Annotated in this window: 17 protein-coding genes; 3 read left to right on the forward strand and 14 right to left on the reverse strand. The window is 52.5% G+C overall.

The genetic code is table 11. The features are described from left to right. Positions 1–168: 168 nt before the first annotated feature. On the reverse strand, positions 169–1,149 hold the full coding sequence (locus ACFVU8_RS21375; protein ID WP_387430054.1) for a glycosyltransferase family 2 protein: 981 nt from the start codon (positions 1,147–1,149) through the stop codon (positions 169–171). Between the two features lie 5 nt (positions 1,150–1,154). After that, positions 1,155–1,925 carry a glucose-1-phosphate cytidylyltransferase gene (gene rfbF / locus ACFVU8_RS21380; protein ID WP_379464954.1) on the reverse strand — a complete coding sequence of 257 codons (771 nt, stop codon included), beginning with the start codon at positions 1,923–1,925 and terminating at the stop codon, positions 1,155–1,157. A gap of 246 nt (positions 1,926–2,171) precedes the next feature. Between rfbF and ACFVU8_RS21385 the strand changes: the two genes are divergently transcribed. Next, positions 2,172–2,471, forward strand: a complete 300-nt coding sequence (locus ACFVU8_RS21385; protein WP_379464955.1) for a hypothetical protein — start codon at positions 2,172–2,174, stop codon at positions 2,469–2,471. A gap of 105 nt (positions 2,472–2,576) precedes the next feature. On the opposite strand, the gene ACFVU8_RS21390 is transcribed toward ACFVU8_RS21385, so the two are convergent. Continuing rightward, the gene (locus ACFVU8_RS21390; RefSeq protein WP_387430056.1) at positions 2,577–3,092 is read right to left on the reverse strand and encodes an MFS transporter; all 516 of its coding nucleotides are present in this window, start codon (positions 3,090–3,092) and stop codon (positions 2,577–2,579) included. Positions 3,093–3,154: 62 nt separating this feature from the next. On the opposite strand from ACFVU8_RS21390, the gene ACFVU8_RS21395 reads away from it, so the two are divergent. Then, positions 3,155–3,490, forward strand: a complete 336-nt coding sequence (locus tag ACFVU8_RS21395; protein WP_379464957.1) for a TetR family transcriptional regulator C-terminal domain-containing protein — start codon at positions 3,155–3,157, stop codon at positions 3,488–3,490. A 162-nt stretch (positions 3,491–3,652) separates the two neighbouring features. Further along, a complete protein-coding gene (locus ACFVU8_RS21400; RefSeq protein ID WP_379464958.1) occupies positions 3,653–3,988 on the forward strand; it encodes a potassium channel family protein in 336 nt (111 codons plus the stop codon). A 154-nt stretch (positions 3,989–4,142) separates the two neighbouring features. Here ACFVU8_RS21400 and ACFVU8_RS21405 read toward each other — a convergent pair whose 3' ends face one another. The 11 genes from ACFVU8_RS21405 to ACFVU8_RS21455 all read right to left on the reverse strand — a co-directional run bounded on the left by ACFVU8_RS21405 (position 4,143) and on the right by ACFVU8_RS21455 (position 19,151). Then, positions 4,143–5,882 (reverse strand): hydantoinase B/oxoprolinase family protein, encoded by a 1,740-nt coding sequence (locus tag ACFVU8_RS21405; protein WP_387430058.1) that lies wholly within the window; start codon positions 5,880–5,882, stop codon positions 4,143–4,145. Continuing rightward, positions 5,879–7,930: a hydantoinase/oxoprolinase family protein gene (locus ACFVU8_RS21410; protein ID WP_387430060.1), complete on the reverse strand. Its 2,052-nt coding sequence runs from the start codon at positions 7,928–7,930 to the stop codon at positions 5,879–5,881. The genes ACFVU8_RS21405 and ACFVU8_RS21410 overlap by 4 nt, the downstream gene beginning before the upstream one ends. 164 nt (positions 7,931–8,094) lie before the next feature. Further along, complete coding sequence (locus ACFVU8_RS21415; RefSeq protein ID WP_387430062.1) at positions 8,095–9,054, reverse strand: ABC transporter ATP-binding protein; 960 nt, start codon at positions 9,052–9,054, stop codon at positions 8,095–8,097. A gap of 7 nt (positions 9,055–9,061) precedes the next feature. After that, positions 9,062–10,042: an ABC transporter ATP-binding protein gene (locus ACFVU8_RS21420; RefSeq protein ID WP_387430064.1), complete on the reverse strand. Its 981-nt coding sequence runs from the start codon at positions 10,040–10,042 to the stop codon at positions 9,062–9,064. Positions 10,043–10,057: 15 nt separating this feature from the next. Then, positions 10,058–10,972: an ABC transporter permease gene (locus tag ACFVU8_RS21425; RefSeq protein ID WP_387430065.1), complete on the reverse strand. Its 915-nt coding sequence runs from the start codon at positions 10,970–10,972 to the stop codon at positions 10,058–10,060. Positions 10,973–11,013: 41 nt separating this feature from the next. Next, positions 11,014–12,039, reverse strand: coding sequence for an ABC transporter permease (locus tag ACFVU8_RS21430; RefSeq protein ID WP_066374109.1), 1,026 nt, complete (start codon positions 12,037–12,039; stop codon positions 11,014–11,016). 4 nt (positions 12,040–12,043) lie between these two features. Beyond that, on the reverse strand, positions 12,044–13,675 hold the full coding sequence (locus tag ACFVU8_RS21435) for an ABC transporter substrate-binding protein (protein ID WP_175374219.1): 1,632 nt from the start codon (positions 13,673–13,675) through the stop codon (positions 12,044–12,046). Between the two features lie 42 nt (positions 13,676–13,717). Further along, positions 13,718–15,274, reverse strand: a complete 1,557-nt coding sequence (locus ACFVU8_RS21440; protein ID WP_175374218.1) for a hydantoinase/oxoprolinase N-terminal domain-containing protein — start codon at positions 15,272–15,274, stop codon at positions 13,718–13,720. Next, positions 15,271–16,368: an S-methyl thiohydantoin desulfurase family protein gene (locus ACFVU8_RS21445; RefSeq protein WP_379464964.1), complete on the reverse strand. Its 1,098-nt coding sequence runs from the start codon at positions 16,366–16,368 to the stop codon at positions 15,271–15,273. Before ACFVU8_RS21445 ends, ACFVU8_RS21440 begins: the two co-directional genes overlap by 4 nt. Positions 16,369–16,464: 96 nt before the next feature. Further along, positions 16,465–18,045 (reverse strand): hydantoinase/oxoprolinase N-terminal domain-containing protein, encoded by a 1,581-nt coding sequence (locus ACFVU8_RS21450; protein ID WP_387430066.1) that lies wholly within the window; start codon positions 18,043–18,045, stop codon positions 16,465–16,467. Then, positions 18,042–19,151 (reverse strand): S-methyl thiohydantoin desulfurase family protein, encoded by a 1,110-nt coding sequence (locus ACFVU8_RS21455; RefSeq protein WP_387430068.1) that lies wholly within the window; start codon positions 19,149–19,151, stop codon positions 18,042–18,044. The genes ACFVU8_RS21450 and ACFVU8_RS21455 overlap by 4 nt, the downstream gene beginning before the upstream one ends. Between the last annotated feature and the right edge of the window lie 89 nt (positions 19,152–19,240).

Raw genomic sequence — 19,240 nt, forward strand, 5'->3', positions numbered from 1 at the left:
CCCCGGGACGGCAAAGCAGGGGTCAATCCTTTTTGGCTGGAGGCGGGATCATTCCACCGCCTCCTATGTGCCAGCCTGACCGCTTCCTGCGGCCAGGCACAAAATAACCCGATCCTGAATCCCTTAGAATAGGGGATCAAGTCCGGGCTATTTTCATAATAACGTGTGTCATATTCTTCTCAGCAGCTCCCTGAACTCCTGGCCTGCTGCATGCAGATTAGCATTTACCGCACAAATCTCCGCCAATTGTGTGATTCTTGAGACAAACTCGTGGTTAAACAACCGATGGGTCTGCGCATTCCACATTGGAAACTGGTTCACGGCCACCACCTTGAGCGCCAATATTGTCCGCACCCATTCTTCGTCTTGAGGTAGTATTCCCGTATGAGTGGCAAGCAGGATATGATCTACCCAGTCGCAGATCTCGCCCATTTGGGACAACGGACTGACCGATATTTGTGTTGAATGCCTGCGAAAAGAACTTAAAGGATCTGTAATATACACCAAATCGCCGCGGGACAGCAGGGTCAGCCAGGTCGCTACATCGACATTATTGAAAGCTTTACGGCCATAGAAGACACCGAAGGGCTCTGCCAGATCAGCTTTCCGGAACAATCCGGTCGTCGGTTCCCCGATATAATTGATCCGATCGCGCAGCATGGTGGCCATCGCAGCCCTTCCACTAACAAACGTTTCATAACCATTGAAATTAGCAAAAGGCACCGTGTCCGGCGAAAGCTGGGTCACACGGTTGGCCCTGTCGATAATGCTTTTCCGTGATGATACTAGCGTGACTCCGGGAAATCTTTTTAAGTAAACTGCCATTCTCTCAATCTTGACAGGATCAAACAGATCATCATCCATTAAATAGTTGACGTATTCGCCACTAGCCAGCCTCATGCATTGCAGTTGGTTGGCCACTGGACCGATGTTGCGTTTGTTCTTTACATAACGGATGCTCGAAATACCAAGCTCTGACTGGAAATGGTGAACCAAGTGCTGGGTATGGTCGTTGTCACTGTTGTCGCTGATGATAATCTCGATGTTCGGGTACGTCTGGGCTAAGGCACTTCTTAATGCCTGCTCCAGATAATGAGGCCGGTTGTAAGTTGGAATCAGAATGCTTACAAGCGGAGTTATCGCACTCATGCTCATCACCACAGCTTCCAGGGGGCTTGCCCGGAATCCCACAGCGCTTGCAGATGATTCTTGTCTCTGAGCGTATCCATCGCATACCAGAAGCCATCATGCCGGAATGCATGCAGCTCCCCTCCGCTCGCCAAGTTGATCAAAGGCTCTTGTTCAAAGATCGTATGGTCCCCTTCTATATAATCAAAGACTTCCGGCTGCAGCACCATAAATCCCCCGTTGACCCACTTGCCGTCCCCCTTCAATTTTTCGTGAAAATCATTGACCCTGTCCCCCGCACCAAGACCCAGCGCACCAAATCTCCCAGCCGGCTGCACAGCGGTGACCGTAGCCAGCTTGCCATGCGCCTTATGAAACTTCAGCAACTCCTGAAAGTTCACGTCACACAAACCGTCGCCGTAGGTGAGCATAAAAGGTTCATTGCCAATATAACGTTGAATGCGCTTGATCCTCCCGCCTGTCATAGAATCCTTACCCGTGTTCACCAGTGTGATCTGCCAGGGCTCGGCTCCCTGCGAATGGTACTGGGAATCACCGCTTCTGTAGTCCAACGTAAAATCCGACTCGTCCCGGATGTAGTTGGCGAAATATTCCTTAACCACATGCCCCTTATACCCCAGACAAATCACAAATTCATTAAAGCCATAATGGCTGTAAGTCTTCATAATATGCCACAGAATCGGTCTCTCACCAATCGGGATCATTGGCTTGGGTCTCGAATGTGTCTCTTCACTGATTCTTGTCCCGTACCCGCCCGCCAGAATTACGACCTTCATCCTCATTCTCCGTTCTATATATAGAATTAATAAGCTATAAGATAGTATATGTGAAGGATGTGGGGATGACAGGTACAGGTACTGCTACGGGTGGAAGTATAGGTGTTTATTGCTGCTGTACGAGTTGAGGTAAAGGAATTAAGTCTCTCATAGGAGGCTGGAAGGATAGACCTTAGCAGAGATGCGAGGTAAAATCTAATTAAATTGTAAAATTTTCCTCCATTTAGAAAGGAAATCTCTGTTCCCATGATGAAAACCATCAAAATAGTCTATTTATTATTTTCGATAGTCGTAGGAATAGCATGCTTCTATGGTTTATTAACCATTGCGTTCAGTACTGGCGACGGGTTGTTATCACATAAAGATCCTGCTCTTGCCACTTGGACTGGAATAGCAGTCGTGCTGGGTGTTGGTGGTTATTTGTTTTTGGGGATAAAGCTCGACAGAAGGCTATTGCCATCAGCGTTGGCTCTCATGATATTCGGTTTGTTTGCCGGCTTGCCTGCCTTGCAACTGTTCGATAGCCTGAGGGATTTGTGGAAGTAAAACTATGCTTCCGGGCATGAAGACACTTAGATGAACGGCGGCATCAGTAGGAGTGCTGTGCCAGCAAACGACAACCAGCCCACGCTAAGCGGGGCTGGTTGTCGTTCATTTTTTAAATGGAGGGAAAGCGTGTTTTTTACCACCCCAAGTCACAAGAAGTGCGATGAATATGAGAATGAACAATGCCCATGAAAAAGATTTGGCACCAAAGGTATCAAGCAACAGACCCCCTGCCACCCCTCCGCCAGCGATAGCGAGATTCCATACTGTAGTGTTAATTGGCATGACCATATCCACTTTACTCTCTCCAGCAGCGTCAGCAAGCGCCGTTTGCAGCAGTGTTGCTGCCCCGCCAAAGGTTAATCCCCAGACCGTAACAATGATATAGATCAGAAGACCACTCGAGTTGCTAAAGCTCATGGCAAGAGAGATTAAGAGAAAAGCACTCAGACTAATCAGAACAAGCTTCCGCAAGGAGCGGTCGATGAATACACCAGTTATCCATATGCCTACCAGTGCCGCAACGCCGAAGAAAGCCAGCGCCAGACCCACTCTCTCACTCATGCTATTAGCTGCAAGAAACGGAGCAATATAAGTGTACAGAATATTATGGGCTGTCATCCAAGTCAGTACAACCAACAGGATGGGCCTAATTCCCGGTGTAAGGAAAACAGCAGTGATCGATGACTGCTTCCCGGTGGATTGTCCTGCAAACTGAACAGACCCATCCCTTGGGTTGTTTAGTCATTTTGTCTGCAAATACGTGTTCACCTGAAAATAATCATATTCGTGAAATATTAACTCTTGAAAGAGCCACGACAAGGAAAAAGTTCCATACTTGTATTGAACGAGCGATCCAGACCGGAGAACTTAAAGAAGGCACAAATGTTGCAATGTTAACCACATTATTTGTTACCTTTTTAGAAGGAATATCTACGGAAGCCAGAGATGGTGTGCCCCTCGACAGCATTAATGCAGCAATTACGAAATTGATGGAACTATGGGATTCTTGTGCCTGAAGCTCCAGTCTCTATTAACACTGCGCAACCACAAACACCATCCCATAATGATTGACGGTGATTTGCTATGTATGCTCTAATACTAAAGGGTGTATTGGACTTAGGATGGGATTTTCTCAGCTCACTGCCGGGACCACCACTATTTGTGAAGGGTGGAGCTACATGCTTTCATTGTTACTAACATTAAAACGATTATTTTCAGGTTTGTGGAGAGCATTCAAGCGTAAAAATTTTCAGGTATTATTTCTTCTGGTTATGATGACGCTGTTGTCCGGAACCATTTTCTATGTCAAACAGGAAGGCTTGTCTATCATTGATGCTGTTTATTTTTGCGTTGCCACGCTGAGTACATTAGGACATCCAACATTCGTTCCCCAGACAGATCTCGGAAAAATATTTACGATCGTATACATTATTGCGGGTACAGGATTGTTCTTGGGAATGATTGGGTATATTGCCTATGAGTTGATCAAGCAAACAGGGAAAAATGGAGATTAATACGAAAAGGCCTTGTTTAGTAAAGCTAACAAGGCCTTTCTTTGTTGAATATGAAACGATAATAGTCATCAAATTGCGGCAAGCTATCCTCTCCATCTTGCTCGCAATTCCTGTCCTACGCCCGCCACTTGGTCGTCAGCGATTCCCCCGCTTCTCAGCCCAGCGCAGCGCGGGCAGCAGTAATCTGCTCCAGATGTCCCGTAGCAGGATCAATCACAAGCCCATATAGATCACGTGCTTGCTCTAAGCTGATATAGCCGTCCTTCCAATCGGCCAGCACCTTGTCAGCGGGACGCAGTAGCGGGTTGCCGTATCCGCCGCCCGTAGCCGTGATCAAGCGTACCACGTCTCCTTGATCAAGGGGAACTCTGGCGCAGATGCCCAGTTGCTGCACTTGCCGGCCATCCGCCTTCCGGATTTCAATGACGTTGCCTGATCCTGCAAGTCCGCCATTTAAACCCCATGGGACAATCTCATGCCGCCCAAAGGTACCCGAGAAGGAGTGCTCGTCACTTAAAGTACGATAGGCACGGATCACTCCGCTCCCCCCACGGAACTCCCCGGCTCCCGCACCGTCAGCAGTCAGACTGTACTCATCAACCCTGATCCCATAGCGCGCTTCCGCCACCTCAACCGGAACGTTATAGGTTTCCCCATCCCCGATACAGAATTGACCGGCCAGCCCATCCATGTCACTGCCTGCCCCCCAGCCGCCTACAGAAGGCTCAACGATCAGATAAGGCTCTTGTGTAACGGGATGGACGCCGCTTAGTATAATCCCGCAGACCGAGAGCAGATGCCCCGCGTTCAAACGGTCCGGAATGACCGGGGCCAGCGCCTTCCAAACCAGCTCCGCCCCGAACTGCATGCTCTCCCAATAGGTTGATACCGCCGCTGGCCGCTCCGCCGACAAAATCGATTTCCGGTCGGTAATGACACGCAGCGGACGGAACACCCCGTCATTCACATCCTGCGAAGGATTGGTCACTGCCAGAAAAATCGTCCGTACCGAGGAGACAAGCGCGGTATAGGAAGCATTCATTGGCCCTTTCACCTGCGGATGACTGCCGCGGAAATCGCAGATGAACTCATCGGCGGTAATCGTCACCTTGACCCTTACCGGAAACGGCCCGTTGCCGAAGCCATCATCCTCCACCTCATCTTCCGCTTCATAGACCCCTGCCGGCAGCAAGCTCAGTTGTTGTCTGGACACTTGTTCCCCATGATCCAACAGAAAGTCTATCGATGCTTGCACCGTCTGCTTGCCGTATTTACTACAGAGCTCGCCGAATCTTCGCTCCCCCGTCCGCAATCCGGCAATTTGGGCCCACATATCTCCAAGCGACAAGTTCGGAAAACGTACATTTGCTTCGATCAGATCAATGAGCGCCTGATTAATCTCCCCTTTGTTGAACAGCTTGATTGTAGGGAATTGCAGACCTTCCTGATAAATTTCAGTGGAATCGGTCGTCCATGAGCCAGGATCTTTACCGCCTACCTCTGTCCAGTGCGCTTTATTGGCCGCAAAGGCCACCAGCTCCCCTTCATGGAAAATAGGCATGACCAGTCCGACATCCGAAAGATGCGAACCGCCGCCGCCATAGGGATCATTCAGAATAATGACATCGCCGGGATGAAGTCCCTCCGGACCAAATTTGTCCAAAGCATTCTTCACCATAAAGGTAAGCATGCCGATGAAGCCTGTAACCCCGTTCCCCTGGGTCAGTAATTGGCCTTGGGCATCGGTTAGTCCACTGGCGAAATCCAGCACCTCATAGATGATCGGGCTCATGGAAGTGCGGGCCAGCGAATAGAACATCTCCTCGCCAATGGCGACGAGCGAATCTTTGACAATCTCTCGGGTAAAAGGATCAATCATGCTGCCAGCCGTCATCTGCTATGCACCTCCGTCTCAATGATCAAATTTCCGTAGCCGTCCATAGCGAGCCGCTGCCCCGGGTACACGACAACCGATGAAGAAGGCTCCTCCACAATGGCAGGCCCTTCGATCTCATTCCCCGGCTGAAGTTTATTTCGGTTATAGACCGGAGTATTCAGCCAATTAGCCTCATCGAAAAGCACTGGGCGGGTTCCTGTATGCGCATCAGAAGCATCAGAGCCATGTCCCGCCAGCGGCTTCGGTACAGGCTTGCGCACAGAACCGACGGTACTGACATGCAGATTCACTATCTCAACAGGTACCCCCTCCAGGCGGAAAGTATACTCCCGCTCATGGATCTCGTGGAATTGGCTGCTCAGCTCCGCCAGCAGTGCTGCGGTCAAATCCTCTTCAGGCATGATTACCTTCACGGTATGTTCCTGACCCAGATAACGCATATCTGCATAACGTACCCAGGCAATGTCCTCGCGGCGCAAGCCTTCATCAAGATAAGCCTGGAGACCTGATTCCTGAATTTGCGCCAATATCCCGTTCAATTCCGCAAGATCCAGACGCTCAATGCGCCGAATATACGTCTGGATATGGTCCTTCCGCAGGTCGGTCATGAGCATTCCCCAAGCCGAAAATACGGACGAGGCAAAAGGCACGACCACCTTGCGCACACCGAGCTCCCTGGCCAGCGCCGCCGCATGCAGCGGTCCGCCGCCACCGAAGGCGATCAGGGTGAAATCACGCGGATCATAGCCTCTGCGTACCGATACTAGCTTGAGTGCATTCAGCATATTCGAATTGGCAATCCGAAGAATCCCCAGCGCAGCCTCATCAGCAGAGAGGCCGAAGGGTGTGGCAATCTGTTCTTCGATTGCTTGCCGCACTGTCTCCATACTGGCAGGAGAAGCGAAGTTGTCCAGCGATAAGCGCCCGGTCAACAGGTTGGCATCCGTCGTGGTCGGCGCTTGACCCCCACGGCCGTAAGCTACCGGACCTGGCAACGCCCCAGCCGACTTAGGTCCTACGCGCAGCGAGCCCCCTTCATCGATCCAGGCAATCGAGCCTCCTCCAGTCCCGATCTCTACAATATCGACCACAGGAACCTTGACCGGATAGCCGGCATTGCGCTCGTTCTGCTCAATTTTATAATCCGTAGTCACCTTCACTTCACCCTTGTCGATCAGCGAGCACTTCGCAGTCGTTCCTCCGATGTCAAAAGCGATAATGTTCTCCTCGCCAATCCATTTCCCCAGGATCGCTGCACCAAAAATCCCCGCCACCGGACCTGACTCAACCATCTGGATCGGAGTCTGCTTCGCCTGTCTGAACGAGGTCATTCCCGCATTGGACTGCATCACATACCTGCGCCCATTCACACCCTCCGCCGTTAGCCGCTGCTCCATATGGTCAATGTAAGCGGCTGCGGTTGGCTTTACATAGGAGTTCAGCACAGCAGTATTGGTGCGCTCATATTCGCGCCACTCCTGAGAAATCTCATGCGAAGCCGTAATTTGGACCTCAGGCCACCATTCGGCAATCAACCGCAGCGCCTCCTGCTCGTGGGCGGGATTGGTGTAGGCATGCAGGAAAGAAATCGCTACAGCCTCTACTCCCTCAGCCTTTAGCTGCTGCACAGCAGCCTTCAATTCCGCTGCAGCCAGCGGAGCTACGACAGCGCCTGTATAATCCAGGCGCTCGCTCACCTCCAGCCGAAGATGTCTCGGCACGAACGGAGCGGGCTTCAAGTAGCGCACGTTGAACAGATCAGGACGGTTGCCGCGGGCGATCTCCAGCACATCGCGGAAGCCTTTGGTTGTAATCAGCCCGGTCTTCGCCCCTTTGCGCTCGGTCAGCGCATTAATGATCACGGTAGTACCATGAATAAAATCGTCAATATGATATGGGTTCACACCGCTCCGCCGAATGACGTCGAGCACCCCCTGCTCAAATTGGCCGGGGGTGGTGTCACTCTTCGCGACACCGATCTCACCAATATCATTCACATAGACCAGATCGGTAAAGGTACCTCCGATGTCTGTGGCAATACGCATCGTTTCCCCTCCTCGAATCATAAGATTTCTGAACACAAACAATAAGCACCCTGCAGGGCCTACTTGGCGGCAATGACCTGCAGGGTGCTCTCTCACTTGCGGGACTGCCTTTTCACCGCCACGGATGCCTATTCTATCTAGTGCCCGCAGAATTGAACTCACTTCTACATAGCCAGATGGCAGCGGACGGATCGGTCTCCGTCCAATTCCCGCAGGCTCTGATTCTCCTGGGTACATTTCTCAATTACATGCGGACAGCGCGAGGCGAAGCGACAGCCGACCGGAGGATCGATCGCTTTGGGCATCTCTCCGTCATAGAATGTCAGCTCCGCATTCCCCTCAATATCAGGGACTGCTTGCATTAGCATACGGGTGTAGGGATGGAGCGGATGGGCAAAAATCTGCTCGGTTGTCCCGGTCTCCACGATCTGTCCCAAATACATAACCGCCATACGGGTGCACATATGCCGCACCACGCTGAGGTCATGCGAGACGAACAGATACGTAAGCTGCTGCTCCTCCTGCAAATCCTTGAGCAGATTCAGAATCTGCGCCTGAACGGACATATCCAGCGCGGAGGTCGGCTCATCCAGGATGAGCAGCTCCGGCTGCAAGGCAATGGCTCTGGCAATTCCGATGCGCTGCCGCTGACCTCCGCTGAGCTGGCTCGGGAACCGGCGGGCAAAGTCGGCGGGCAGACCCACCTGCTCCAGCAGAATAGCAACTTTCCGGTTACGCTCGGCGGCCGACAGCTTCGTATGTGTCCGCAGCGGCTCGCCGACGACATCCCCGACCCGCAGCTTCGGATTCATCGACCAATAGGAATCCTGAAACACCATCTGTACGTTCCTGGTATTCCGGCGCCGCACCCGCCGTGTGACGGACGATATATCCGAGCCTGCAATCCGGATCGTTCCCGTGGTAGGCGCATACAGTTGGAGCAGCGTCCGTGACAGCGTGCTTTTACCGCAGCCGGATTCCCCAACCAGACCAAAGCACTCCCCCTTATGCAGACTAAGACTGACGTTGTCCACGGCATGCAGTGTCTTACTGGCACCGAACCAGCCGGAGCGTACAGTGAAATATTTACTTAGGTTATCGATTTCGACTAGAACTTCTGTCATTCTCTCCTCACCGCTCCTCTTCCCAAGGATGAAAGCAAGCTATCTCATGGCTGGAGACCACAGCCCTAAGCTGGGGCTTCTCCGCAGTGCAGCGCTCAGTCGCCCGTGGGCAGCGTCCAGCAAAGCTGCAGCCTTGTCCGCCTGCCGCCTCCTTCAGCACCGCAGTGCCAGCGATTACGGGCAGCCGGTCCCGGCGCTCCCGGAGTTTCGGTATGGCGTCAAGCAGTAGCCGGGTATACGGATGACGGGGAAACCGGAAAACTTCATCCGTCCGCCCTGTCTCCACGATACTTCCGGCATACATCACTGCGATGCGGTCAGCCATCTGCGAGACAATCCCCAAGTTGTGGGTAATGAAGAGCACCGACATGCCTTCTTCTTCCTTCAATTTGTTGATCAGGTACAGGATTTGCGATTGGATGGTCACATCCAGTGCTGTGGTTGGCTCATCGGCAATTAACAGCTTAGGCTTACAGACTATCGCCATAGCTATGGCCACCCGCTGACGCTGTCCGCCGCTAAGCTCGTGCGGATAGCGGCGCATGATGCCGGACGGGTCCGGCAGCCCTACGAACTTCAGCGACTCTTCCGCCAGTTGCTTAGCCTGTTTTTTTCCAGCACCCGTGTACCTGCGGATAATTTCTAGCATCACCTTGCCGATGCGGAAAACCGGATTCAGCGAGCTCATCGGGTCCTGAAAAATCATCGAGATTTCTTTCCCGCGAATGCCATTCATCACGCTGGGTGATGCTTCCAGCAGGTTGGTACCATTAAACAGCACCCGGCCTCCAGTAATCCGGGCTGCCGCTGTTGGGAAAAGCTGCAGGATCGACGATGCCGTCAGGGATTTACCCGATCCCGTCTCCCCCACCAGTGCGAGCATCTCACCCTTTTGCAAAGAAATATGGTCCAGATCCAGCGCGGTGACTTGACGCTCCCGGGTCTCGATACGGACTCGAAGCTGCTCCACTCTCAGCAGTTCATTCATGGATACACCTCTTTTCTAGCTGTTTCTGGTCTTCGGATCGAGATAATCCCGTAGCCCGTCGCCCAGAAAATTAAAGGCCATGACCGTCAGCAGAATGAACACGCCCGGAAACGTAACATACCACCAATTGGTCAAGAAGTAGGCCCGGCCTGTACTTATGATCAGTCCCCACTCCGGCGTCGGCGGCTGCGCGCCAAGCCCAAGAAAGCTGAGCGATGCTGCCGTCAGGATGACCGAGCCGAAGGCCATCGAAATCTGCACAATAATGACAGAAAGTGAATTGGGCCAAATATGCCGAAAAATAATGACAAGCGGATGAACGCCCATCGACTTGGCCGCTTCCACAAAACCCCGTTCTTTGATCGCAACCGCCTCACTGCGCATTAACCGCGCGAACCAAGGCCACCACGACAGGGCAATGGAGAGCATCATATTATTAAGCGATGGCCCGAGCAGGGCTACAATCGAAATAGATAGTAGCATCGACGGAAAGCTCAGAAACACTTCACAGACCCGCATCATCACATTGTCCACCCAGCCGCCGAAATAGCCGGAGATCAGACCATAAGGAATCCCGATCAGGATGGACAATAAAATAACCGAAATGCCGATCTGAAAAGACAATCTGGTGCCGTAAATGGTCCGTGTCAACAGGTCTCGTCCCAATTCATCCGTCCCGAATAAATGCGCCCAGGAAGGGGGCAGCAGCTTGTTCTCCAGATGGACTGCTTTGTAGGCATCATCAGGATAAGGAGAGATCAGGGGACCAATCACGGCAATAATAAGCAGAATCACAATAATAGATAGGCCGATAGCCGCTAGCTTGTGAACCCGCAGAAACAGGATAAACTCCTTGAGCTTATAGCCCCGTCCTGCAGATGTCTCTTCGATCACCGGAGGAAGCGGCGCCGGCAGCGAGTTTGAATTCATCAGTCGTTTTCCTCCTAATCATGTAATGGAGCATAGCTGCTCTAAGCGTTCTGATACAGCTTAATCCGGGGATCGAGCATAGCAACTACAACATCAACAAGCAGATTAATCAGAATATAAGTCACGGTAACGAGAAATGTAATCGCCATCGTCACCGGATAATCATTAGCCAAAATCGCCTGTGAAGCATACATGCCGAGACCTGGCCAGCTAAACACCGCTTCGATCAGAAACGTGGAGGTCAGCGCGTAGGCAAAGGTCAGACCCAGCGAGGTCGCCGTAGGACCCAGGGCGTTTTTAAGTCCATAGACAAAGACTCTGCGCCAAGCCGGGATACCATAGGCCTTCAGCACACGGATATGCTCCTCGCCAAGCACGTCAATCATCGACGAACGGATCATGCGTATAACCAGTCCCAAGGGATACGCCGCCATGGTCAGCGCGGGCAGTACCAGATGCAGCGCTGCATCCTTGAAGAAATCAAAGTTGCCCTGGAGCAGGGAATCCAGCAAATAGAATCCAGTCCAGTTATCAATAGGATACAACAGCGAAGTATTTGTGCTTACCCGTTCTCCAAGCGGAAAAAGACTTAGCTGACGGAAAAATACCAACTGTAAGATCAGACCCAGCCAAAAGGTAGGAATGGATACACCCCCAACACTGAAAGTGCGGGTTAGCTGGTCAATCCAAGAATCCTTTTTAACCGCTGATATCACTCCTAATGGAATGCCGATGACTACTGCTATTAGCATCCCCGCCAGAATCAGCTCCAAGCTGGACGGAAGAAAGGACAGTAACTCTCTCAGCACCGGCTGGTGGGTACGGATCGAGGTTCCCCAGTCTCCTGTGAACAAGCCCTTCATATAAGTGATGTATTGCTGCGGCAGCGGCTTGTCGAGACCAAGCTCGATGCGTGCCGCCGCAATCTGCTCCGCATTCGCGCGCGGCCCCACCCAACGTGCAGCGGGGTCAGACGGAACCACACGCGCAACTGTAAATGTAATCACGGAGACTCCTGCCAGGACAAAGAGTCCCAGCAAGAGTCTTTTAATGATAAAGCGGATCATCAGCCTATTCCCGGTAAGTGTCGTAGAAGAACACTACGTTGGCATAATAAGGGTTGCTGCTGAAGCCCTTGAAGTTATCACGCAAAGCATAACCGTACTTCAGATCAAAAATAGAAATACCCGGAGCATCATTGATCAGAATTTCTTGGGCTTGCTTGTACAAGGCAGTTGCTCCGTCGCGGTTGGAACCGGCGCTTTTCCGCGCTTGGTCAATCAAGCTGTCAAACTTGGGATTGCTGTAATAGCCTAGGTTATAGACAATTGGATTTTCAGTTTTGTAGGCAATGCTGAGGTAGCCATAAGGATCCGAATAACCCGACCAGTAGTAGAGCAGGAACAAGTCCTGACGCTGGCTGGCATCCGGAGACTTGGCCAGATCCCATTGAGCATCCCAAGTCATTCCTTTAATCTCAAGATCCAATCCGACTTTGGCCAGCTCAACCTTCAGCAGTTCAGCCACTTGACGCTCAGCCTCGTCACCGGACAAATACGTGATTGACAGTTTCCCTCCGGATACACCTGCTTCTTTCAGTAGCTCTTTCGCTTTGTCCGGATTGTAGGAATATTTGAACAGACTCGAATCTTGGCCCCATAGACCCTTCGGCAGGTAACCAGTCGACTGCTCTGCCATGCCGCCCATAATATCTTTAACAATGCTGTCGTAGTTGAGAGCATAGGCCAGCGCCTGACGCGCCTTCGGATTGTTGAATGGTGCTTTCAGCGTATTCATCTGCAGCGTCAGGTTCTGGAACGCCTCTGTCTTCAGAACTTGAACTCCAGGTTTGCCGTCCAGAGATTTCAACATTTCAGGGGTAAGCTGGTTAGTGATATCGACTTCGCCTGCTTCCAACTGCTGCTGGCGGGTATTGGCTTCCGGCGTCGTTTTGAACACTACCTTTTCAAAATTTTTAGGCGTCCAGCCTTTCCAATATTCAGGATAGCTGGTCAGGACTAGATCGCTGCCCTTGGTCCACTTCTGAACAGTGTAGGGACCGGAACCTACGTCATGACCTTCGTTGATCCAATCTTCACCGTTCTTATCCAGCGCGTCAGCATCAAAGATAAAGGCGGAGTAGCCCGCAGAAACCACGTTATCCAGTGCTTCGGCATATTTCAGCTTAAACTCTACCGTGTATTGATCGACTACGTTGATTTCCTTAACGGATTCCCAGATGTAGGAAGCGCCCTTACCTCTCTTGATGGTTCGCTCAATGGACTTCTTAACCAGATCTGCACTCAGTTCTGCTCCCGTATGGAATTTAATACCTTTGCGCAGCTTGAAAGTCCAAGTCAGGCCATCCGCCGATTTGCTATAATCTTCAGCCAGCACCTTGTCGAAGGTCTTCGTTTGCGCATTGTAGCGCAAAAGCGTTTCGTACATATTGTGCATCGCGATAATCTCATTACTGAAGCTGTCACTCGGGTCCCAGAAGGTCATCACATCGCTGTTCACGCTGTAAACGGCAATTCCGCCTTTCGGCGCATTTCCGCTCGAAGTGTTGCTCCCTGTATTACTTCCAGTATTGCTGCCTGTGTTAGCTGCCGTTGTATTACCCTTGCTGCCGCAGGCTGATAACACCAACATTACACTTAGCATCAGCAACAGCAGCGTATTTCTTGATCTCTTCTTCATCATTCTCTTCTCCCCGCTTTCTAATCTCCTATTGGCAGTCCTAATCTATATTGTGAGCTGACCGACAGCCTTGACCCGGATACGTACAGCATTCCCTGGCAAGTAAGCCAATGGCACCTCTTCAATATCAACAATCTCGACGGAATCAGCACTTGCGCCTGCCGCTTCCGCTTCACCGGCAGCCAAACGTTTGGCTTCCTCCAGCGCCTGGTCTCGTCCCCATTCCTCCAAGGAATAGATTTTCTCTACCTGACCGCTCACTTCAGCAATGGTCACACCAATGGCATTTGCCACCTCGAAGTGGAGCGGGCGAATGACTTCGGACACACCAGTCAACTGATCGGGAAGAATAATGCTGCCTCCACCGACCACGATGGCCGGAATATCATCAGATGTGGTCTTCATCTTGTCGATAGCTTCCTCCACCAGATCAATCATCGTTGCATAAGCCGACTCCACCAGTTGCGGAGACAAGCTGCCCAATTTACCGCGGTCCCCCAGTTCAGTCAACCCCTTTGCGACAGCTATGTCAGTCGCTGTGAGATCCGTGCCGCCGAAGACCAGCCCTTTCTCAGGCAACAGATAACCCACACTGTCCGGTCCGACAGTCAAGGTATCACCCTCTCCGCGAATCCGAGTTCCACCGCCAAGCCCAAAGGACAGCAAATCCGGCATTCGGAAGTTCGTCCGTACGCCGCCAATCTGAGCGACCAAAGACGATTCACGCGGGAAGCCCTGAACTAGCACACCGATATCCGTCGTTGTTCCGCCTACATCTAGCACCAGCGCCCCCTTGGCATCAGTCAGATAGGCTGCACCTCGGATGCTGTTTGTCGGACCGGAAGCAATGGTCAGCACCGGGAAGCGGAGCGCGTAATCCGAGGTCATGAGCGTACCGTCATTCTGACCGAGGAAGATTCTCGCCCCACGAATGCCATTCTCAGCCAGCGACTCCTCGAATCCCCGTACCATCAAGCGCGCCACATGAACCAAAGCCGCATTCAAGATCGTGGCATTCTCACGCTCGATCAGTCCGATGCTGCCAATTTCGCTTGACAGCGAGTAATGGATGTCATCGCCGAGAATCTCCCGGAAGATCTCTTGTGCGCGCTGCTCATCGCCGGAGTCTACCGGTGAGAAAATAGAGGTTATAGCTACCGCCGCCACCTTGCCCTTCCATTCAGCGGCCATCTCACGTAGTGCAGCCTCATCCAACGGAGCGATTCTACGTCCGTCGAACTCATGGCCCCCACTGATAATATGGCTGCCGACGAATACCTTATCGAGCAGTTCCTTCGGCCAGTTCAGGAACGGGGGAATCGCCAGGCTCGCTGGCGCGCCAATTCTCACGACTCCAATTTTGGCCAGATTCCGGCGTTCGACGATAGCGTTGGTACAATGTGTTGTTCCCAGCATAGCGAACTGAATTTCGCGCGGGTCTAACTCGCTCTGTGTAAGCAGGCCGGCGATGGCGCGCTTAATACCTGACCCGATGTCTTCGGTTGTGGGCACCTTTATTTTGCTGACCAACTGCCTGTTGTTATCCATAATGACCGCATCAGTATGCGTACCACCAACATCAATTCCGATTCTGTAGCTCATTGAAGCACCCTTCTTTCCTTGCTTTCTTCACCCAACGGGATGTAATCTACGTTGTATCCGAAATAACGCGGACCCGCCGTTTCAATCCCCTTCACCGTTCTCCATTTTTCGTTGCAGGGAATAGCAATTACCGCTAGCCGGTTGCCGTAACGCAGGGATTCGGTAGTCACCGGAACCCCTGTCTCTACATCCACAACGGTCAGCAGATCCGGTGTGGTTGCCACCACTTCTCCGTCAGCCTCTGCCACCAAAAATTCATTCTGGAAGTACAGGGTGAACGTCCGGCCTTGATCCTGCCCCAGACCGCTTAGACTCACTTCGCCTTTGGTGAACCCTCCGCTGTTCCGGCGCAACAAGTTGTTGACCTTGCCGGTGAACAGCAGCGTTCCCGCTACTTCTTCTACCAGCGCCTCGACCGGGCTTTGGTTCCGATGCTTCAGACTCCGAACCGTCTCCCCGATACGCTGTGCCAAGCTGAAGGTATGATGAATGCCTGCTTCCTTGAGCTGGAAGCCCTGCATCAGATAATCGCAGGTCGTCACCGAGCCGCCCATCGTAGTCAGTGCTTGGCGGCCGATCCGCTCACTCCATACACTATCCACACCATTCACGATTACGGAATTCCCTTTCTCGTCAGCCATCGCCACCGGACCGGAGGGGATATCTACCAGATGGAAGGTAACCATCTGCAGCTCCGGGAATGCACGACCCATGCCGTCAATATCCACCAGCGGCAGTCCGGTTGTTGCGGCCAGAATAACCGGAATCAGGGAATTAATCCCTCCGATTTCAATCGGAAAAATCGCGCTGATCTCCTTTCCGGTATGCGCCTTTAGCGCTTCAAAAGCCTGCAGCGGCTCTTGGCCGCCGGGGATCTTCTCCACGACTACCGTGGGCGCTCCCATCATGCCAACGGATACTACCCAGGCATCATCTTCCAGCTCCTCCGGTGAGATCAAGGTGACCGGGCCATATTTCTCAATGGCGGCCATAGCCATCAATTGCCCCACATAAGGGTCGCCTCCTCCACCGGTACCCAGTACAGCAGCCCCCAGTGCAATATCTTCCAAATGGTGCTTTTCAATCTTGCGCATACGCTATTGGCTCCTTCATTTGTCTTATCTGTTTTCTAGCAAATCAGTCCTGACTGTGTCGTTCAGATCATCAGCGATCTCCATTCATGCAGCTCTTCACAGCTCCAGCTGTCCTACCGCTCTAATTCGAAACCGGATCACTTCTCCTGAATAATAGTCAAACGGAATCTCTTCCATCTGGACAAAAGAAATGCTATCCTCCCTGGCCCCGCCCTGCAGCAGCTGCTGGATCGCCTCCTGCTTGACCTTCTGCAGCGCAGCCTCCTTGGTCTCGTTTTGCAACCAGCAAATCCGGTCCAGCTGCACCCCTACCGGCGCTACACAAGCGCCGACCGCAGTGCATAACTGAAATGCCGGCGGCTGCACAAGTTCACCGTATTTATAGAACAGCTTCTCCTTCAGCAGGGCGCTGCCTCCCCCAACCAGCACGACCGGCAGCTTGTCCCTGGCGGTCTGGAGCTGCTCAATCGTCTCGCGCAGCGCAGCAATAGTGCGGCGGACCACTTGTTCGGCATCTTCTTCCCGCCAATGCCCAAGCGGCTTGCCGTATTCCTTGCGCAAGGGATGTTCCTCCGGCAGCCGCCGCAGAAAAGCCTCGGTCAAGCTGCCCGCCGCTGCTTCCGGCAGTTCCCCCTCTAGATGTCCAGGATGGGCAAGGTTCGTTTCTGATCCCGAAACGGGCCAGTCATGCCCAACAGTAATCTCTCCATCTCGGATATACACCGGGCTCTCGCCGCCAAACGGCAGGGTCACCACCTTTGGCAGCCGCAGATTAACACGGATGCCGAGAAGCCTGGCGCTTTTGATATGCTCCTGCGGTTCTCCGCCGATGATCAGCCCAACCTCTGTTTTGCTGCCGCCCATATCCACAACAACGCAGTCAGGAATGCCGGTCAGGTAGGCGCTGCCACGCAAGCTGTTGGCAATTCCTGATGCTACGGCAAAGCCGGGAAAAGCAGCCGCGCGATCAAGGGAGAGAATCGATCCATCGTTCTGTGTGAACCAATACGGACAATGCAACTGCTTTTCACCGAACAGCCCCGAGAGTTGCTGGATCGATTCTCCCATGACCCGGGAGAGCATGGCATTGATCAGTGTCGCATTCTCGCGCTCCAAAAACCCTACACTGCCAATCTGGTGCGACAGTGAGATGGAGAGCTGCGGCAACGCCTCTCGGAGCAGCGCCGCCATTCGTTGCTCCTCTTCCTCGTAGAGCGGAGCGAAGGTGCCTACGATAGCGACTGCGCCAACTTCACTCTCTGCCAGACGCCGGATAAGCCGGTCCAGCTCCGGTCGCTCACTTTCCCTGCTTAGCTTCCGGCCCGTAAAATCAAACCCGCCTGGAATCTGCTCCATCCATTTCACATGCTTCAGGAGTGCTGGCGGCCAGCCCAGTCCGTAATGGATTTTGGAAGGAGAACAGATCCGTACGAGCGCTGTATCCGTAATTCCTTTTCCATGGGACAAGACGTTCAGCAAATGAGTGGTTCCTATGAAAATCCCCTTGACTTGCTGCGGCTCTATTCCACTCTCTACTAGCAACTGTTCGATTACAGTCCGGATGCCTGACAAGATATCTGCAGTTGTCCTGGACTTGGCTTGCCCAAGCAGCCTGCCTGATTGGCTAATGATTACAGCGTCTGTGTATGTGCTGCCCACATCAATGCCCATTCTCATTCCAGCCACCCCTTGCCAGCCAGCCATTCAACGGGTGCATAAGGTTCTATAATTCCATTGGCCTCTGGACCGATGTAACTCAATAATTCACCTGTCCGCAGGACATTGGGTGCAGGAATCCCCATTACCGTCACGGCCACGCCTTCTTCTATTTCATCCACCATACAGGGTGACAACCGTTCTTCATCAAGTACCAGTAGCAAATCTGGGGTGAGACACACATATGAGTCACCCTGCCGGGCTGATAAATACTCATTTTTATAGCGAATCTCCAATGCAGTTCCTTCATATCGGCCCGTACCGGCAATTTGAAAGCTGCCCTCCACCAGTCCGTCTACAAACTGCCGCAGCACTCCGTAGATTTTGCCTCTAATCAGCACATGCGGACGACCGTAGATGGAGTTGGAGAAGCAGGTGAAGAAATCGTGCAGGCACTGCGACACATCGCTGGTCTCATGGGCAATCCGGCCAAGCTCGCAGCAGGTGCTTAATGTATGCGGAATAATGGCAGTGGATAACGCCTGTCCGCCAACGCCTAATCCGGCAAAATAAGCAACACCTCCCATGTCCTGTGTCGTCTGTGACGCAAGCTGCGATAGCAGAATATTATCCGGTTCGTTCAAATACACGGTTTCTCCGAATAAGCTGGTCATGGCCATCGAGTTCCCTTGAACCTCAGCTAAATGCAGTGAAGACATATGCACTTCGGGAAAAGTCCGGGCCATGCCATCTCCATCCACCACAGGCAATCCGCACTGGGCTGCCAGAATCAGTGGAATAAGTGCGTTCGCGCCTCCAATATTAAGCGGCATAACAGCAGTCGCTCGTCGGCCGATACGTTCCTCATAAGCACGGAGTGCGGTAACTACCTCCTGTCCCGAAGGAATCATCTCTTCGCACAGAGCAGCCGATCCGGTAGCTCCGATAATCACGACATAATCTTCGGGCCCCAGTTCATCAAAAGACACAACATCAATCCCTTGCTGATCAATCACCGACTGAGCCAATGCCTGAAAAGTGTAAGTATCTCCGCCTCCGCCTGAACTAAGCAGGTTCGCGCCCAGCCCGATATGTGCCAACTGTTCTCCGGTAATCCTCCAACCCATCTCCCCGCCTCCTTTCCTCCGCTCCTCTGTAGTGCAGAAAACGGATTAATCTAACAATCCTTCCAACATCCACGCTTGATTTTGGAGTC

It is taken from the genome of Paenibacillus sp. NPDC058177, from assembly GCF_042883835.1.
GTDB lineage: Bacteria > Bacillota > Bacilli > Paenibacillales > Paenibacillaceae > Paenibacillus_AQ > Paenibacillus_AQ agri.

Coding starts and splice junctions, on each gene's coding strand:
- ACFVU8_RS21400 (WP_379464958.1), top strand. CDS start 3,653: ATGCTTTCATTGTTACTAACATTAAAACGATTATTTTCAGGTTTGTGG.
- ACFVU8_RS21385 (WP_379464955.1), top strand. CDS start 2,172: ATGATGAAAACCATCAAAATAGTCTATTTATTATTTTCGATAGTCGTA.
- ACFVU8_RS21435 (WP_175374219.1), bottom strand. CDS start 13,675: ATGATGAAGAAGAGATCAAGAAATACGCTGCTGTTGCTGATGCTAAGT.
- ACFVU8_RS21410 (WP_387430060.1), bottom strand. CDS start 7,930: ATGCGTATTGCCACAGACATCGGAGGTACCTTTACCGATCTGGTCTAT.
- ACFVU8_RS21420 (WP_387430064.1), bottom strand. CDS start 10,042: ATGAATGAACTGCTGAGAGTGGAGCAGCTTCGAGTCCGTATCGAGACC.
- ACFVU8_RS21390 (WP_387430056.1), bottom strand. CDS start 3,092: ATGACAGCCCATAATATTCTGTACACTTATATTGCTCCGTTTCTTGCA.
- ACFVU8_RS21440 (WP_175374218.1), bottom strand. CDS start 15,274: ATGAGCTACAGAATCGGAATTGATGTTGGTGGTACGCATACTGATGCG.
- ACFVU8_RS21445 (WP_379464964.1), bottom strand. CDS start 16,368: ATGCGCAAGATTGAAAAGCACCATTTGGAAGATATTGCACTGGGGGCT.
- ACFVU8_RS21405 (WP_387430058.1), bottom strand. CDS start 5,882: ATGACGGCTGGCAGCATGATTGATCCTTTTACCCGAGAGATTGTCAAA.
- ACFVU8_RS21415 (WP_387430062.1), bottom strand. CDS start 9,054: ATGACAGAAGTTCTAGTCGAAATCGATAACCTAAGTAAATATTTCACT.
- ACFVU8_RS21375 (WP_387430054.1), bottom strand. CDS start 1,149: ATGAGTGCGATAACTCCGCTTGTAAGCATTCTGATTCCAACTTACAAC.
- ACFVU8_RS21395 (WP_379464957.1), top strand. CDS start 3,155: ATGACTGCTTCCCGGTGGATTGTCCTGCAAACTGAACAGACCCATCCC.
- ACFVU8_RS21425 (WP_387430065.1), bottom strand. CDS start 10,972: ATGAATTCAAACTCGCTGCCGGCGCCGCTTCCTCCGGTGATCGAAGAG.
- ACFVU8_RS21455 (WP_387430068.1), bottom strand. CDS start 19,151: ATGGGTTGGAGGATTACCGGAGAACAGTTGGCACATATCGGGCTGGGC.
- ACFVU8_RS21430 (WP_066374109.1), bottom strand. CDS start 12,039: ATGATCCGCTTTATCATTAAAAGACTCTTGCTGGGACTCTTTGTCCTG.
- ACFVU8_RS21450 (WP_387430066.1), bottom strand. CDS start 18,045: ATGAGAATGGGCATTGATGTGGGCAGCACATACACAGACGCTGTAATC.
- rfbF (WP_379464954.1), bottom strand. CDS start 1,925: ATGAAGGTCGTAATTCTGGCGGGCGGGTACGGGACAAGAATCAGTGAA.